Origin of the sequence: Brevibacillus sp. FSL K6-6036, assembly GCF_037964015.1 — a bacterium.
In the GTDB taxonomy this organism is placed as follows: domain Bacteria; phylum Bacillota; class Bacilli; order Brevibacillales; family Brevibacillaceae; genus Brevibacillus; species Brevibacillus borstelensis.
Genome location: NZ_CP150173.1, coordinates 3,275,890 through 3,291,004, shown reverse-complemented (window position 1 = coordinate 3,291,004; position 15,115 = coordinate 3,275,890). Strand labels below are relative to the sequence as shown.

13 protein-coding genes are annotated in these 15,115 nt (G+C 50.5%); 9 read left to right on the top strand and 4 right to left on the bottom strand.

Annotated features, from left to right (window positions below; translation table 11 throughout):
* Window positions 1-130: 130 nt before the first annotated feature.
* The 3 genes from NST37_RS16515 (at window position 131) to NST37_RS16505 (ending at window position 3,462) form a co-directional block, all read left to right on the top strand.
* Complete coding sequence (locus NST37_RS16515) at window positions 131-937, top strand: alpha/beta hydrolase (protein WP_031932794.1); 807 nt, start codon at window positions 131-133, stop codon at window positions 935-937.
* A gap of 164 nt (window positions 938-1,101) precedes the next feature.
* The gene (locus tag NST37_RS16510; RefSeq protein WP_003386327.1) at window positions 1,102-1,227 is read left to right on the top strand and encodes a GapA-binding peptide SR1P; all 126 of its coding nucleotides are present in this window, start codon (window positions 1,102-1,104) and stop codon (window positions 1,225-1,227) included.
* 117 nt (window positions 1,228-1,344) lie between these two features.
* Window positions 1,345-3,462: a hypothetical protein gene (locus NST37_RS16505; RefSeq protein WP_031932795.1), complete on the top strand. Its 2,118-nt coding sequence runs from the start codon at window positions 1,345-1,347 to the stop codon at window positions 3,460-3,462.
* A gap of 84 nt (window positions 3,463-3,546) precedes the next feature.
* On the opposite strand, the gene NST37_RS16500 is transcribed toward NST37_RS16505, so the two are convergent.
* Window positions 3,547-5,595, bottom strand: coding sequence for a dihydroorotate dehydrogenase (locus NST37_RS16500; protein WP_031932796.1), 2,049 nt, complete (start codon window positions 5,593-5,595; stop codon window positions 3,547-3,549).
* Window positions 5,596-5,729: 134 nt separating this feature from the next.
* Window positions 5,730-7,202: an aminotransferase class I/II-fold pyridoxal phosphate-dependent enzyme gene (locus tag NST37_RS16495; RefSeq protein ID WP_003386323.1), complete on the bottom strand. Its 1,473-nt coding sequence runs from the start codon at window positions 7,200-7,202 to the stop codon at window positions 5,730-5,732.
* 158 nt (window positions 7,203-7,360) lie between these two features.
* Between NST37_RS16495 and NST37_RS16490 the strand changes: the two genes are divergently transcribed.
* Window positions 7,361-8,329 (top strand): nitronate monooxygenase, encoded by a 969-nt coding sequence (locus NST37_RS16490; protein WP_339185572.1) that lies wholly within the window; start codon window positions 7,361-7,363, stop codon window positions 8,327-8,329.
* 120 nt (window positions 8,330-8,449) lie between these two features.
* On the opposite strand, the gene NST37_RS16485 is transcribed toward NST37_RS16490, so the two are convergent.
* Window positions 8,450-9,100, bottom strand: coding sequence for a DUF1054 domain-containing protein (locus NST37_RS16485; protein ID WP_327956061.1), 651 nt, complete (start codon window positions 9,098-9,100; stop codon window positions 8,450-8,452).
* 222 nt (window positions 9,101-9,322) lie between these two features.
* Between NST37_RS16485 and NST37_RS16480 the strand changes: the two genes are divergently transcribed.
* The 4 genes from NST37_RS16480 to speD all read left to right on the top strand — a co-directional run bounded on the left by NST37_RS16480 (window position 9,323) and on the right by speD (window position 12,321).
* A complete protein-coding gene (locus tag NST37_RS16480) occupies window positions 9,323-9,922 on the top strand; it encodes a hypothetical protein (RefSeq protein WP_003386318.1) in 600 nt (199 codons plus the stop codon).
* A 300-nt stretch (window positions 9,923-10,222) separates the two neighbouring features.
* On the top strand, window positions 10,223-10,759 hold the full coding sequence (locus NST37_RS16475; RefSeq protein ID WP_003386317.1) for a DUF4446 family protein: 537 nt from the start codon (window positions 10,223-10,225) through the stop codon (window positions 10,757-10,759).
* 312 nt (window positions 10,760-11,071) lie between these two features.
* A complete protein-coding gene (locus tag NST37_RS16470) occupies window positions 11,072-11,668 on the top strand; it encodes a hypothetical protein (protein WP_003386316.1) in 597 nt (198 codons plus the stop codon).
* 248 nt (window positions 11,669-11,916) lie between these two features.
* Window positions 11,917-12,321 carry an adenosylmethionine decarboxylase gene (speD, locus tag NST37_RS16465; RefSeq protein ID WP_003386315.1) on the top strand — a complete coding sequence of 135 codons (405 nt, stop codon included), beginning with the start codon at window positions 11,917-11,919 and terminating at the stop codon, window positions 12,319-12,321.
* A gap of 66 nt (window positions 12,322-12,387) precedes the next feature.
* On the opposite strand, the gene NST37_RS16460 is transcribed toward speD, so the two are convergent.
* Window positions 12,388-13,011, bottom strand: coding sequence for a YhcN/YlaJ family sporulation lipoprotein (locus tag NST37_RS16460; RefSeq protein ID WP_003386314.1), 624 nt, complete (start codon window positions 13,009-13,011; stop codon window positions 12,388-12,390).
* A gap of 137 nt (window positions 13,012-13,148) precedes the next feature.
* Here NST37_RS16460 and typA point away from each other — a divergent pair, with 137 nt between their 5' ends.
* On the top strand, window positions 13,149-14,984 hold the full coding sequence (typA, locus tag NST37_RS16455) for a translational GTPase TypA (RefSeq protein WP_003386312.1): 1,836 nt from the start codon (window positions 13,149-13,151) through the stop codon (window positions 14,982-14,984).
* Window positions 14,985-15,115: the final 131 nt, after the last annotated feature.

Below are 15,115 nucleotides of genomic sequence, written 5' to 3'. Positions count from 1 at the left end.
CGGATGAGCAGAAGTTCGCTTCTGCTCATTTTTTTGTGCGGTGAGATGCAATCATTGCCTTCCAGAAGAGATGGCGCTTTCATACAATTGCCTTGTCACATGCTATTCTTGGAGAAGAGGAGGGAGCAAAATGGAGTGGTTTTCCCATACATGGTCTGTAGAAAAGCCTCGTGCAGCGATGGTGCTGATCCACGGAACAGGCGAGCATCATGGCAGATATCAACATGTCGCTGACGAGTTAAATCGGTTCGGAGTCGAAGTAGTGACAGGGGATCTGCCAGGGTGGGGCCGGTCTGCGGGCAGGAAAGGGCATATCGACAGCTTTTCGCAGTATTTGGACGCGGCTGGGGCGTGGGTAGAGACGGCCTTGCAAAAAGCAGGACAGAAATACCCGGTATTCGTTTTTGGGCACAGCATGGGCGGCCTTGTCGCGGTGCGCCTCATCGAGCGCTTTGCGGAGCGAAAACGACTCGCCGGACTGATTCTCACGTCTCCATGTCTCCAACTGAAGGTGCCGGTTCCACAGTGGAAGGCCAGGCTGGCTGTTTGGTTGGATAAGAGCTGGCCTACACTGCGAATGGCGAGCGGGATAACGCCCGAGATGGTTACGCGCGACCCGGAGGTGCAAAAGGCTTACATAACAGACCCATGGCAGTATCCAAAAGTAAGCGTGCGCTGGTACCAGGAGCTACATCGAGCGATGGGGGAAGCTTGGGAGGAACGAGGCAGCCTTTTGTTGCCGACTCTTGTGCTGCAGGCCGGTGATGATCTGCTGGTCGACGCGGATGCCGTGGAGCGATTTGCGGCTGATTTGCCGGAAAAAGCTGTATTCCGGCGCTTCCCCGGAATGCGTCACGAGCTTTTGAATGAGCCGGAGCGGGAAGATGTGCTCTGCTGTATCGTAGAGTGGATGAAGCAGCACGGACTAGAAATGTGACATACTAATAGAGGTTAAAATGTGTATTTTTTCGATTGACTCCTCCATTATGACGTATTAATATAAAGGTACGATCATGAATGAGCATCATCTTTTTGCTGGCGTGTAGGATATATGACATGCTTGTGCGACAGCAATATGAGAGTCGGAGGGGTTTGCGCAATATGGGGACTATTATTTGCCAAAGCTGTGAGTCGATCATCGAGCATTTTGAGAGCAATCAGGTAAAGACGCTGTATGGCATGTGCAAAGGCGAATGCAAGCACGCGGAAGCGACGAAACAGAAATAAGGCGAAATAGATAGAACACGGACGCTTGTCGAAAGCGTCTGTTTTTTTTTGACAATGATTGGCGAATGAAGGATAATGGGAAAGAGAGAAAATAGTTGTAAGAGGAGGAATTGTTTCATGAAGCGAGGACGCATCCGGGGACTGATGGCGGCTGTCTTGCTGACATCTTCCCTCTGGGGCGGTACATCGGCTTTCGCCGCAAATGAAATCCGAGTCGATGCAAGTCAGCCTTATATTGCCCGTGTAGGCTTTGACATTTCTACCGATTATGCCGTGTGGATGTTGAAGAATGAAAACACCATTACTCTGTATGACATCGATGATCAATCCGAAACCAAAATTGGGGACAAGTCCTCTGGAAAGAAAAATCCGGTGGTGGACGGCAAGTATGTTGCCTGGATTGACGACCGCCACGGAGGAGACGATGTCTACCTCTACGATATTGACCGAAAAAAGGAAACCCGGATTACGAATGGAGACGCCAAACCGTCTCAACTGGATCTTGCGGACAATATGATCGTGTGGACAGATAGTTCAGACGACAACATCTACCTCTACGATATCAAGGCAGGGGAAGCAAAGCGTGTTTCTACCAGCGGTCGAGCGAGCAACCCGACTGTTTCCGGCAATTACGTTGCTTGGGAAGACAGAAGAAATAAAAATGCCGATATCTACTACTACGACATTAAAAAGGGTCGCGAATACGCGGCTGTTGAAGAAAAAGGCGATCAGACCAAGCCGTCGATCTCCATGGATCAAATCGTTTACGAGAATGACAACGGCAGTGATACCGATGTATACCTCCACGTGTTGGGGACCACTCGGGATAAACGATTGACGACTGATTCTGAAGACGATAAAGTGCCGCAGATCTACGATGACAACTTCATCTTCATTAACGATGGGACCCTGTACTTTGGCGATGTCGACAGACCAAAGGACATAGACGATATTGCCAGAGACGTTTATGACAAAATTCCGCCTCGCATGGCCGGCGATTATGTCATTTTCACCAAGAGAGATCGCGATGACAACCTGAGTCTCTATATCTATGATACAGATGAAGAGGACTTGGTCCAGATCGGCGGAACTGCCGGCGAACCAACAGAGCCGGATGGCGATGACAGATATATCGTCTACATAAACGAGTCGAAGAAATCTTCTAGCGTTGTTTTGCACGATCTGAAAACGAAAACGAGCAAGGTGATCAGCAAATCTGACTCCGAGCCAAACCGTCCGCTTGTCAGCAGTCCTTATGTAGTCTGGTATGACGACGATGAGGAAACGCTGATGGTCTACAACATACGGACTGGCAAGCTGAGCAGAGCTGTTGACGAAGACGATACGCCACATGAGAGCCTGTACGAGCTGGAAGGGAAAAACCTGCTGTGGGTAAACGAGGGCCGTCGTTATGATGTGATCCTGACCGACCTGTCTACAGGTGATTACGAAGAACTCGAAACGCTTAATGATGAACCTCTTTATTTGGATGTCAATGAAAACTATGCGATGTGGGTAAAAGAATCACGCTCCGGTGATAGCACCGTTGTCTTGTACGATATCGACCGCGGACGGGATGAGGATATCCGCACTGACGTAAAAATCAAAGGAGCAAGCCTTGGTGACGAATTTGTCGTCTGGAGCGAATACTCCAATTCGACAAGATCGTATGACTTGTACTATTACGACATTGACCGCGAGCGCACCAATCTGGCAGCCCGTTGGACAGAAAAAGACCAGATCGAACCGCAAGCCTCGCGTGATGTTGTGTTCTTCCTGGATAATCGCAATAGCAAAAAAGACACTGACTACGCCTTTGAGTTATACGACATAGAGGATGATTCCTATCTGGATGAAATTTGGTCGGAGGATGCTGATATTGAGCAGCCGCGCATGGGCGGGAACCGACTTGTCTGGATTGACAACCGAGGCTCTACACCAGCTGTTTACACGAGTGAATTCGCCAGCCCGCGTGATGATGACGACGACGATGACAACGGTGGCGAGCAGCCGGTAGATTACAAAGATTACAACTTCATGAAGGCATTGGATGACAATACTCTCCTGAAGATTTTTACCAGCGGTGATCTCGATAAAATGTACTTCGTATTCAATACAGGCACAAGCAAAGAGAAGCGTCTGCCTGTCGAGGTTGCATTAGATGACTATAAATTATTCTTAACCATGTTGAACGACTCGGACTACGATACAGTAGTCATCCGTGTGTTTAACTAATGTATAATAAATCAGGCGTTGGGGTAAGTGCCTCAACGCCTGTTTTTTTTGCTCTCGCCAATAGAAGAAGTCGTGTTTTTTTAGTCAGCTTTTCCTCAGACAAAAGTAGGGGTATGTGAGCATTAATGCCACCAGGAAGAGAAGGGCAGCCACATACGCAGGGATCAAATGAATAAAGTCCGTATATCCAACTGCGAAATGAATGCCAATCCCGGATGCGAATCCAGGCAGACCTCCCAGAAACAGCGTCCACCAGACCCAGGACTCTCCCTGTCTGAATGCCCACAAGCTGATCAACAGCACCGCGATTCCGACTGACAACAGGGCACCGCCAAATCCGGCCCGATCATGGGCGATCACGGGGATCAGCTTCTCATTATAGGCCTGCAAAACCTCGGGCGTAGCACAAAGAAAGGCCAGATCCTGTGGGACAAACACACCGGTAATCCCGATGATGGAGATAATCAGTCCAGCTCCGGTCAACCCGCAGCCGATAATCACAAAGAACAATTGTCCCCACAGTGAGCGGCGCCAGTCACGGTCATTTTTGACTTGGGCGGGCAGAGGAGAGAGCTGTTTGTTTGCAGGTTGCCTTATGGCCAACAGGAAAAACGGGAACAGCGACAGAGACAATACAGCATGCAGAATATCAAAATAACCGTAGCCAATGTAGAGAAAGAAGCTGAGAAAGCCAACTGAGCCGGAAACGAGCAAGACCTGCTTAGCCCAATGAAGCTGCCGGCTAAGGCCGAATCGGGAAAGCTGGAAATAAATCACGCCAATCGAAATCATTGTACCCGCCAGACTAACCCTGTCATGGGACATGAAAGGGAGAATTTGCGGGTTGAGAGCCTGGAGCTCGGACGCTCTCATGCCCAGGAAGGCTTCATCATAGGGAAGTACGACAGTTGTCAATGCTACCAGGAGTGCGAGTAATCCCCCGATCACCATGCCGATCCCCAGCAGCGAGCCAGAGAACCATCCAGTGAACTGCCCGGTGAATTTCCGAGGAGCACGATGGCTCTCGACGGTTGGTGAATCCGGCTCGGACAACTTGCTGTCGGCAGAAAGTTCAGCAGTCCGAAGAGGATGATTGCTTTGCCAAATGGCTTCATTGATTCGTTTTGGCAGGCCAGGACCGGAATAAATCAGTCCGCTGTGAAGCTGCACAAAATCGGCGCCTGCCGCGAATAAAGCCAGAGCATCGTCTGGCTCGATCACGCCGCCGGAACCGATCATAAAAAGATTCGGGTAACTTTTTCGAATCCACTGAACCATCTGGATGCTCTTTTCCCTTGTTATGCCCCCTGTCAAGCGGCGTGGGGACAGCTCTTGCGGCGGCTTTGTGTCTTTGGCTTCAGACTGCGGGATCGATGTTTTGCCAAAAGCAGATGATGGGGAAATGCCACCGGCGATTGCAACACCTTTTATCCCCGCGCGAATCGCCGGCAATAGCAAGCACTCGGCCTCGACCTTGGGCAAGTCCGGTGACAGTACCAGAAGCAGCGGGGCCTTTGTTGCCTCTGCGAGCAAAGAGAGATGCAGGTTCCATGCAGTCTCATCCCACCCATCCAAAAGCTGTTGACGTGTATCAAGCGTAAAGAATCCGCAGTAAGGCGATAGCTGTTCAATCATTTCAATGCGCTCCTGAGCCGCTTCAAGCGGAGAGGACCCAGGGGCGAATGACAGCCGGCAAGCCAATGGAAGCGAGCGATGTCCGCAGCGCTCAAGCCGCTCGGCCAGCTTTGCCGCCCCCATGTTAGCCAAGGGAGCTGGATACGAGATAGACTCGTCTGCCAATAACCGCTCGATGCCGCCGGATTCATCAACGGGATTGCGGGTGACGGGACCCAGTTCTATATAGCCGAAGCCGAATTGGGAAAGGGCGGATAGCCCCCGGGCATCGGTATCGAGCCCGGCCCCCAAGCCAATCGGAGTGGGAAAGGAGATACCCCAATGCTTTCTCGAAAGCTCGGCGGGAGGCTCCATATGTCCCATCAGTTCGATGAGTGAGGGACCGCCCGGGCATTTTGCCAATGTGCCGATAGCGGTCAAGGTCAAATGGCGTGACCGCTCTGCGGGCAGTGTAAACAATAAGGGGCGAAACATCGTGTGATACGACCAATCCGGCATAATGGTTTCCTCCATCTATACCCACTTTTCCCTATCATATCAAATGCTGACTACATACAAAACGCGAATGGCCTCTTCCGAATTGACCTTCGAGACAAAAAAAGCCGACTCGCGTAGAGCCGGCATTTTGTAGGTTATCCAGAGATAGCTGTTTGACGTTTTACGACCTTGACCGTTTTCAGTGACTCGTCCTCAGGGCCTTGAACAGGAAGGCCGACACGAATGTTCTCCTTGATGTAGGCGATGTTTTCCTCTGTAATCACCTCTCCGGGCAAAAAGATCGGAATACCGGGAGGATAAACCATGATAAATTCGGTGATTACCCTACCTGCCGCTTCCGCCAAGGGAACAGTCTCCGTCTCTGCGTAAAAGGCATCGCGCGGCGTCATGGACAGGACCGGGATGTTCGGCAGCGAAATGGTCGGCTTTTCTTCTGCCTGCACATGAGCAAATTCCACAGACAGTTCCCTCAGCGCATTCACCAGAGTGCGAATCGATTCCTCTGTATCGCCAGCGGTAACAAAGCAGAGGACATTGTACAAATCGCTCATTTCGACCTCGATGTTGTACTTCGAACGGAGCCAGTTCTCCACTTCCCAGCCAGTAATCCCCAGATCGCGAACGTGAATCAAGAGCTTGGTCGGGTCCATGGCAAAAGTCGCAGGCGTACCGAGAATTTCCCGACCGACGCAGTGAATCCGCGGGATCTCGTTAATCATCTCTCTGGCTTTGTTGGCCATCTGCATCGCTTGCTCGGTCAACATCCGACCGTTAATGGCCAGGTGCTGCCTCGCCATGTCCAGAGATGCGAGCAGGATATAAGAGGTCGAAGTCGTCGTCAGCATGCTCATGACGGTCTTGACGCGATCGACATCGACCAGGCCTTCGCGAACATTCAGGATAGAGGTCTGGGTCAAGGAGCCTCCCAGCTTGTGAACGCTGGTCGCTGCCATGTCGGCACCGGCTTGCATCGCGGAAATCGGAAGCTCTTCATGAAAATGAATGTGGACACCGTGTGCTTCATCCACCAATACGGGAATTTCATAGTTATGCGCAGTACGTACGATTTCTCTGAGATCGCCCGCAAAGCCGAAGTATGTCGGGTTGATGACGAGGAGAGCAGCCGCATCGGGATGCTGCTCCAGCGCTTTTTGAACAGCTTTTACAGTAATCCCGTGAGATATCCCCAAACGCTCGTCCATCACAGGATGGATAAAAATCGGAGTCGCTCCGGCAAAAATGATCGCCGCCATGACTGATTTGTGAACGTTCCGCGGGACGATAATTTTGTCTCCCGGATTGCAAGTGGCCATAATCATGGCCATGATCGCGCCGCTCGTTCCCTGAACGGAAAAAAAGGTATGGTCAGCTCCGAAAGCTTCGGCTGCCAGATCCTGGGCTTCCTTGATCATTGCCTTGGGATGGTGCAAGTCATCCAGAGGAGCAATATTGATGAGGTCAATCGAGAGAGCGTTTTCCCCGATGAATTCACGGAATGTCGGGTGCATGCCCATGCCCTTTTTATGACCAGGGATGTGAAATTGAATAGGATTTCTTCGGGCGTGCTCCAACAACCCGCTAAACAGAGGAGTACTCTTTTGTCTCATATGATCGCCTCACTTTGCAACAAGAATAAAAGGGTAAAAAACAAACAAATTGAGTATAGCAAAAAGGGGGGGGAAAGCAAGTTCATTTTTTTGATATTTATCTGTGGCGGCAGGAGTTCTCCCTTTTGGCCGAGAAGTGAGTGAGAGAGGTGACGCTTATGAAAACAAGAGTGACTGAGCTGCTGCAGATCCAGTACCCGGTCGTACAAGGCGGGCTGGCTTATCTGGCGTATGCCGAATTGGCGGCTGCCGTCTCCAATGCCGGCGGTCTGGGACAGGTAACAGCAATGTCTCTTCCCTCTCCGGAGGCTTTGCGTGAAGAAATTCGGAAAACCAAGGCCTTGACTGACAAGCCGTTTGGTGTGAACTTTGCCATTGGCCAGCATGGTCGCCCATATGAACACATGCTGGAGGCCGCTTTGGAAGAGGGGGTCCGGGTCATTTCCATAACCGGAGGAAATCCCGAGCCGCTCATTCGCCGAACGGACGGCCTCGATGTGAAAAAGCTCGTGCTTGTCGCCTCAGTCCGTCAGGCGCAAAAGGCAGAATCGATCGGCGCAGATGCGGTCATGGCCGTAGGTCAGGAGGGCGGCGGGCACCTGGGCAGAGATGACATCGGCACGTTTGTACTGATCCCGCGCGTCGTTGATTCGGTGCGTATCCCTGTACTTGCCAGCGGAGGGATCGGAGACGGCAGAGGAATTTTGGCCGCTCTCGCTTTAGGAGCAGAGGGCGTAGAGATGGGGACCCGGTTTATCGCGACCAAAGAGTGCGTCCATGCTCATCCTGCCTACAAGAATGCTTTGATCAGAAGCACAGAGCACGACACCCAAGTAATCAAACGGACGTTGGGGACTCCTGCGAGGGTAGTCAGAACACCCGGGTCAGATCTCATTTTGGAAATGGAAAAAAGCAGTTCGGACTATGAGCATTTGAAGCCGTACATCAGCGGTGAGCGAAACCGCTTGTTTATCCACGAAGGAAACGAGCAGGAGGGCTTCGGATGGGCAGGGCAAGTGATCGGATTGATTGACGATGTCCCGAGTGTACAAGAACTGTTTGACCGAATGTTTCAAGATATACAAGGCAAGCTGGCTTTTCTCAACAACAGTGCAGGTCGTTCCTAGTGGTTTTCCTTAGTGTTCCCGGTCGCACCCGATTATGTGTCCGAAAAGCAAAAGAACAGGAAACCGCTTTTTTAGAGAAAGCGGACCTGTTCTTCTGCATATACCTAAACTACATCCTCATCAAGCGAGTCCCGTTGTACGCAGCTTGCTCAGATTGTACAGCTTGGTCAGGACAGAAAAGGTAGCGTCGAGCTTTGAAAGCAGTTTGTCTCCATCCGCAAGGACAGGATCATGGCGATCGATATTGATGCCGCACAAAATTTCTGCCTTTTTCACTTGTTGCAGTCTGTCGATCAGTTGCAGTACGCCTTCACATCCCAACACTGCTTGAGGAGTGCTGCCCGGCTGCATGTGATCGGGGGACCAGCGAAAGTCGTCAGGTACCATTTCGAGGATTTCCTCCAGGTGTTCCTTCATGGACCGGCTGATCTCCTCCTTGAAGGGAGATTCGTAAATCACTGCATACCAGACAAACAGATGAGTGCCCCACAAGCCTACCTGAAAGTGAGGGTGTTTCTTGTATCCGCGTTTGTCGCCAGCCCAGGCAACCCATGTATCTTTTGGCGGGTTTACTGTTCTGCGCGCGTGCTTGGCGACATGGTAAAACATCTCTTCGCCAGTTGCCAGCGAGAGAGACGGAGCGAAATGTTGTCCGAGGGTCTCCAGCTTGGGCCGGATCAGCTCCTTGATCCCTTCCATTCTGTTGTCCAATCCCTCAATGGCAAACACATCAAAATCATTCTGATGAAAACCGGTAAAAGAATTCGTCATCACGACCACCTCTCATAGCACGATCTGTAGCAAGCAGCCCGCTGGGAAACAGGCAAGTGTCTTTGTCAAAAGAGCTCAGAACCCCCCATATAATAACATAAGATTTTAGGAAAAAACATGCAGGGAAACGAATAGCAAAAGCTGCAACAGAATAATATGATATACCACTCACTCCCGTAAGCAGTTCTATTTACTGAGTATTCTGTGAATGGGAGGGATCTGATGCAAGACGGGAAGGAATTGGAGTATTGCAATTTGTCTGTCTGGTTTGACCGAAAAACCTTGTATGCGATGCTGCAGTTTCTGGTCAATGCAGGAGCAACTGTCACTTGGAAGGAAACCAAGGAGCACTTTCATTTACTCGTGTGCACCCAGGACGGCAGAGCAGAATGGAGACTTCAACGCGTCAACGGTGTCTACAGATGGCAGCAACCTGATTGTTCAGTCCGTGACACCCGGGTGGCCTTGATACTCTACCGCTTTATCCAGAAGGCAAAAGGACATGTCGTTGTAAAAATGCTCCATGAAAGCGGGTTGCTCATAAAGCACATTCGGTATGGAGAAGCCGTCAGAATCGTGGAGATAAAAGGAGCTGAGAAAAAAGTGATCTACGAAAAAGCTTGCAGTGTAACCATGGATCAGGTGATTGCCGCCCTCAAACGTCGTGATGCAGAGGAACGAATACCGGTTTTGCGTTTGGAACTCGATTATGAGTTGGCTACCCTGTACGATGCTTTGCATGCCAAGGATACGGCTCAGATTCGCAGATCGACCGAACGCTTGAAGCAGCTCCGCAAGGAAATGCTGCTGCTGGAAGCATAGGGAAAGCCAACCTAAGATGCAGGCCAGTGAAACGTTAACAGCTTTGCGATTACACGAAAGCATGCGAAAGATGCGTGCATGAGTGGAGGAAAGAACAAAAACGATGAAGGTCGCACATGTGAATAGGGAATGAAAAAAGCGGCATCTCATATCGAGAGTGTCGCTTTTTTTGGTTTTTGCTCCTGGGCATCTTTTTGATCGTAATGTTCGTCTTTTCATTTGAATTGGCCCAGGCAACAGATGTACAATAGAGTAGGATTTTTGGGCCCCTTGCGCCACTAGAAAGGAAGAAAATGTTACATGGTAGATCTCCTATCGCTTGCTGAAAACACGCCGTTCTTGCTCCTGGCCACCCTCGGGCTCATCCTCTTGTTGTTTTTGCTCCTGATCATGCAGTCGGTTCGTATCAACCGTCTTCGCAAATCGTTAAATCGCTTGCTGAGCGGTACAAATGGGGCTAATTTGGAGGAAGGCATGCATCGTCTCTTTGACGAGATGGATGATGTGAAAAAACGGCAAACGGATCAGCAGTTTTTGCTCAATCGCCTGTCACAGCGCATTGCCGGACAGTGCGGAAATGTCGGGGTTGTCCGCTACAATGCGTTTGATGACATCGGCAATGACCTCAGCTTTTCCTTGGCAATCATCGACGATTCCCAGAATGGTGTGGTTGTTACCAGTATTTTCAGCCGCATGGAGTCCCGGGTCTACGCAAAGCCGGTCGAACAGGGCAGCTCGCCTTACCATTTGTCAGAAGAAGAGCAGACAGCGATCAGAAAAGCAATGAATCAAATAGCTGGAAGCCCTTCTGGAACGGAAATAAAACAGGAAAATTAGCGAGTATCCGGCAGAATAGGTGAGTTCTTCTTGTGTCAGGATAAAATTCAACGGATATTCGGCTTTTTTGCGAAAATTCATCCGCTTTTCGCTCAAGACTTTTTACTGCCTCTGTAGTATAATAAAGGAGTCAAGGTTGGCTTTAAATACGAAAAGTAGGTGATCCGCCTTCAATACCCAAATCGATTTTCGATTCGCGGGGCAAGGCCAGGTTCTACAACGTTCCTTCGTTGACACCTAGCGTATCTCCTCATTTGGCAACCGTTTTCGTCCAAACGATCCAGGTAAACCAAAAGAATTGAGGAGATATTTATGGCACAGCGTTTAGCAACAAACTACGCCAAGGCCTATTTTACGATGAACGAAGAAGAGTTGAACCGATTCGTCTCTCTCTTCACCAATGAGCACATTTCTGTCGAAGTGAAAATTTGTGAAAACGGCGATCGGGACGTTTTGTTGACGGACAAGAGCGGTGCGATTCAGTTGACATTCCACCGCTTGGGCAACCGGTATTCCTGTGAAAGTTCCTACCTCATTAGAGATATGCATCTGGCTAATGCCATGCGGAAAGCAATGAAAACGTTTCGAGGCCACGGGATCGTCCATCGGATTTATGACGGATTTACAGTCGTCTATCATTACGACGAAGGTTCTGTCGTAAGCATCCAGGAGGTTTCCGGCGACGAGGAAGTGTCCATTTTTGAAAATACCGCCCCTCATGCCGCAAAGGAACTGGAAGAGCTGTTCCGGCAGACGGGAAGCGAGTGTGAGATTGACTCGATCCGGCAAGAGACGGATAGATGGCTGGACTTGCGTAACTGGGCGAAGCATGCTGCCCCGGAAAAACTTGGCATGATCGACCTTCGTTTGTGCGCATTGTCACGTCGTTTGTTTGAACTGGAAGCCTGAGAAAACTGAAGATTTTCTGCATGAAATGGGTGCTGCGGCGCCCATTTTTTGTTTCCCATGATTTTCTTTCATAAAAAGTATTGTCAACTAGGCCGAAGCATGGTATGTTTGTTTTCGTTGGAAACAGGATTAGGAACCAGGATTCACTTTAAAGGGTGGATAACAAGAGGGAAACCGCCCCCGTTAGTGAATGACGCAGGTCCTAGCGATGTTTAACATTACACTTGCTAGGAAGGGGGAACCGAAAGATGGAATACTCGACTTTCGGAAGACACGTTGCCGTTGACACATGGGGAGTTCAGTTTGACTTGTTGAACGACGCAGAATTTTTGAAGAAGGAAATGATTGAAGCTGCTGAAAGCTGTGGTGCCACTGTACTCAGTGTGCAAGCCAAGCAGTTTTCTCCTCAAGGGGCTACCGTTCTGGTTCTTCTCTCGGAAAGCCATCTGTCTATTCATACCTACCCAGAGCGTGGATTTGCGGCTCTGGATTGCTACACCTGCGGTGAGACCGTAGACCCGCAAGTTGCCATTGATTACCTGGTTTCTGTATTGCGGCCAGAAAAAGTGTACGCAAAGAAACTGGTTCGCGGTACAGGCGAATTGCAAGTGGTTGAACCGGAAATGAAACCGGCCCAGGTGGCAAGCAAGTAACGATTGGAAAAAGCCAAGAGGTGCGGAATATGTCCGCACCTCTTTTGTGTCAAAAATTGCCCGGGTTTAACGGAACGGAGCGGTTATCGTACGGCCGACATCCCGCAGCAATACGGTAAAATCGTTTGCGGCGTTTGCCAGATTTCCGGTTACCGTATTCGGCCCGGAGGTAACGGCATTGGTGGTGTTCGCCAGGCCGTTCGTCACGGTGTTGCTGATGTTTTGCACCCTGCTGTACATGTTGTCATCTGAAGTGACGCGGATGTTGAGATTTGGTGCGGCAGCCCGCGCAGCAGAGTGAACCTGGCGTTCGATGGCTTGCCTTTGCTGCATATCTTGAGCGCCAAAACGGGTCCTGACGCCGATAATGCAATCGTTCCCGTACACGGCTGCCGTTGCTCCTTCAACCCCGGGAACATTGTCTGCTGCTTGCGCCAAACGATCTGCGACATCGCGGTTAAATCCTTGGGCAGTAAAGCCGTTTTGATAATTGTAGGCACCGTAGTTGTTTGCTCCGAAATTGTTTGCGGTGCCGTTGTTAGGCTGCGCATTGTTTTGCAGGTTAGCTGGACGCTGGTATGCCAAATTGTTTGTTTGGGTACCTTTATTTTGATCCGTGCCTGCATTTGCACACCCGGATACAGTTGCCAGCACCATTACGCCAACAAGAGAATACGCCCATTTATTCATGGGGAGCCACCTCCTTCGGTTAGTATGAGCCCGCATTGCACTCGATACTCAGGAAGGGGCTGGATGTCAAAACACCCCATTGTGCCATTTTTCTCTACCTGTTAATATGGAAGGTACGCATACTAGAGGAGGTTTACATGAAGCGTCTTGACATACGCAACATCGCAATTATTGCACACGTCGACCACGGTAAAACGACATTGGTGGACAAACTGTTGATTCAATCCGGTACATTCCGCAGCAACCAGCAGGTTGAAGAGCGGATGATGGACTCCAATGACCTGGAGCGGGAGCGCGGAATTACCATTCTGGCAAAGACCACATCCATTAAGTACAACGAGTACACCATCAACATTCTGGATACTCCTGGGCACGCCGACTTTGGCGGCGAGGTAGAACGGATTATGAGCATGGTGGACGGCGTTCTGTTGATCGTCGATGCTTTTGAAGGATGCATGCCGCAAACTCGCTTTGTATTGAAAAAAGCGCTGGAAGCAAAAGTGACGCCTATCGTCGTGGTCAATAAAGTGGACCGTGATAATGCACGTCCGCAAGAAGTCATCAACGAAGTTTACGACCTCTTTATTGATCTCGACGCAACCGAAGATCAACTGGAGTTTCCGATTGTATACGCATCCGGATTGCAAGGGATTGCGGGTATGGAGCCGGACAAACTGGAAGGAAACCTTCGTCCGCTGTACGAGACGATCATCGAGCACATTCCAGCTCCGGAAGCGAACTCCGAAGAGCCATTGCAGATGCAGGTTACGATGCTGGACTACAATGACTTCCTCGGCCGCATCGGGATTGGCCGTATTTACCGCGGTGTGCTGAACGTAAATGACACCGTTGCCCTGGTAAAACGGGACGGCTCGGTTAAACGGATGCGTGTGCAAAAGCTGTTTGGATTCTCTGGCCTGCAGCGTGTTGAGCAAAAAACGGCAAAAGCCGGTGATATCGTTGCCATCGCCGGTCTCGAGGATATCAACGTAGGGGAAACTGTCTGCCATACAGATCATCCGGATCCATTGCCGCTGCTGAAAATTGACGAGCCGACCCTGCAAATGACATTCCTCGTCAACAACAGCCCGTTTGCCGGACGCGAAGGCAAACACGTAACTTCCCGCAAGCTGCGCGACCGCCTGATGGCCGAGCTGGAGACTGACGTATCCCTTCGCGTAGACGAAACGGATTCTCCGGATGCGTTTATCGTATCGGGACGCGGTGAGCTACACTTGTCCATTCTGGTTGAAAACATGCGTCGTGAAGGCTTTGAGCTGGGCGTATCCAAGCCAGAAGTAATCGTGCGGGAAATCGATGGCCAAAAGATGGAGCCAGCCGAACGCCTGATTATCGACGTGCCGGAAGAATACACCGGTTCCGTCATGGAAACGCTTGGCCAACGCAAAGCTGAAATGGTCAACATGATCAACAACGGCTTTGGCCAGGTTCGCCTGGAATTCATCATTCCGTCCCGTGGTCTGATCGGCTACCGTACAGAGTTCTTGACGATCACACGCGGATACGGCATCATGAACCACTCCTTTGACAGCTACCGTCCGCTCGTTCCGGGCAGCGTTGGCGGACGCCATGCAGGCGTGTTGATCTCCAATGAAACGGGAACGGCCACCACGTACGGTCTGATGTCCGTCGAAGACCGCGGCATCATGTTTATCCAGCCGGGTACCGAGGTATACGAAGGAATGATTGTCGGCGAGCACAACCGCGACAACGATCTGACCGTAAACGTCTGCAAAGAGAAGCACGCGACCAACGTCCGTTCGGCAACGAAGGATGATACCGTGAAAATGAAAACGCCTCGTCTCTTGACGCTCGAAGAGGCGCTGGAATATCTGAATGACGACGAACTGTGCGAGGTTACCCCGCAATCCGTTCGTTTGCGTAAAAAGTATCTGACCAAATCGGAGCGCGAACGCTACGAGAAGCAAAAACGCTATGCGTCTCAGTCTTGATTTGCAGAGGCAAACGCAATTTTGTCTGGCATGACATACTGTCCGGATACGAAAGTAACCATGCAAAAAGCCGCCTGGTAAAAGGGCGGCTTTTTCATTTTCTCAGCAAGAAATTGCTTCGGCCAAGAGGC

Coding starts and splice junctions, on each gene's coding strand:
- NST37_RS16515 (WP_031932794.1), top strand. CDS start 131: ATGGAGTGGTTTTCCCATACATGGTCTGTAGAAAAGCCTCGTGCAGCG.
- NST37_RS16510 (WP_003386327.1), top strand. CDS start 1,102: ATGGGGACTATTATTTGCCAAAGCTGTGAGTCGATCATCGAGCATTTT.
- NST37_RS16505 (WP_031932795.1), top strand. CDS start 1,345: ATGAAGCGAGGACGCATCCGGGGACTGATGGCGGCTGTCTTGCTGACA.
- NST37_RS16500 (WP_031932796.1), bottom strand. CDS start 5,595: ATGCCGGATTGGTCGTATCACACGATGTTTCGCCCCTTATTGTTTACA.
- NST37_RS16495 (WP_003386323.1), bottom strand. CDS start 7,202: ATGAGACAAAAGAGTACTCCTCTGTTTAGCGGGTTGTTGGAGCACGCC.
- NST37_RS16490 (WP_339185572.1), top strand. CDS start 7,361: ATGAAAACAAGAGTGACTGAGCTGCTGCAGATCCAGTACCCGGTCGTA.
- NST37_RS16485 (WP_327956061.1), bottom strand. CDS start 9,100: ATGACGAATTCTTTTACCGGTTTTCATCAGAATGATTTTGATGTGTTT.
- NST37_RS16480 (WP_003386318.1), top strand. CDS start 9,323: ATGCAAGACGGGAAGGAATTGGAGTATTGCAATTTGTCTGTCTGGTTT.
- NST37_RS16475 (WP_003386317.1), top strand. CDS start 10,223: ATGGTAGATCTCCTATCGCTTGCTGAAAACACGCCGTTCTTGCTCCTG.
- NST37_RS16470 (WP_003386316.1), top strand. CDS start 11,072: ATGGCACAGCGTTTAGCAACAAACTACGCCAAGGCCTATTTTACGATG.
- speD (WP_003386315.1), top strand. CDS start 11,917: ATGGAATACTCGACTTTCGGAAGACACGTTGCCGTTGACACATGGGGA.
- NST37_RS16460 (WP_003386314.1), bottom strand. CDS start 13,011: ATGAATAAATGGGCGTATTCTCTTGTTGGCGTAATGGTGCTGGCAACT.
- typA (WP_003386312.1), top strand. CDS start 13,149: ATGAAGCGTCTTGACATACGCAACATCGCAATTATTGCACACGTCGAC.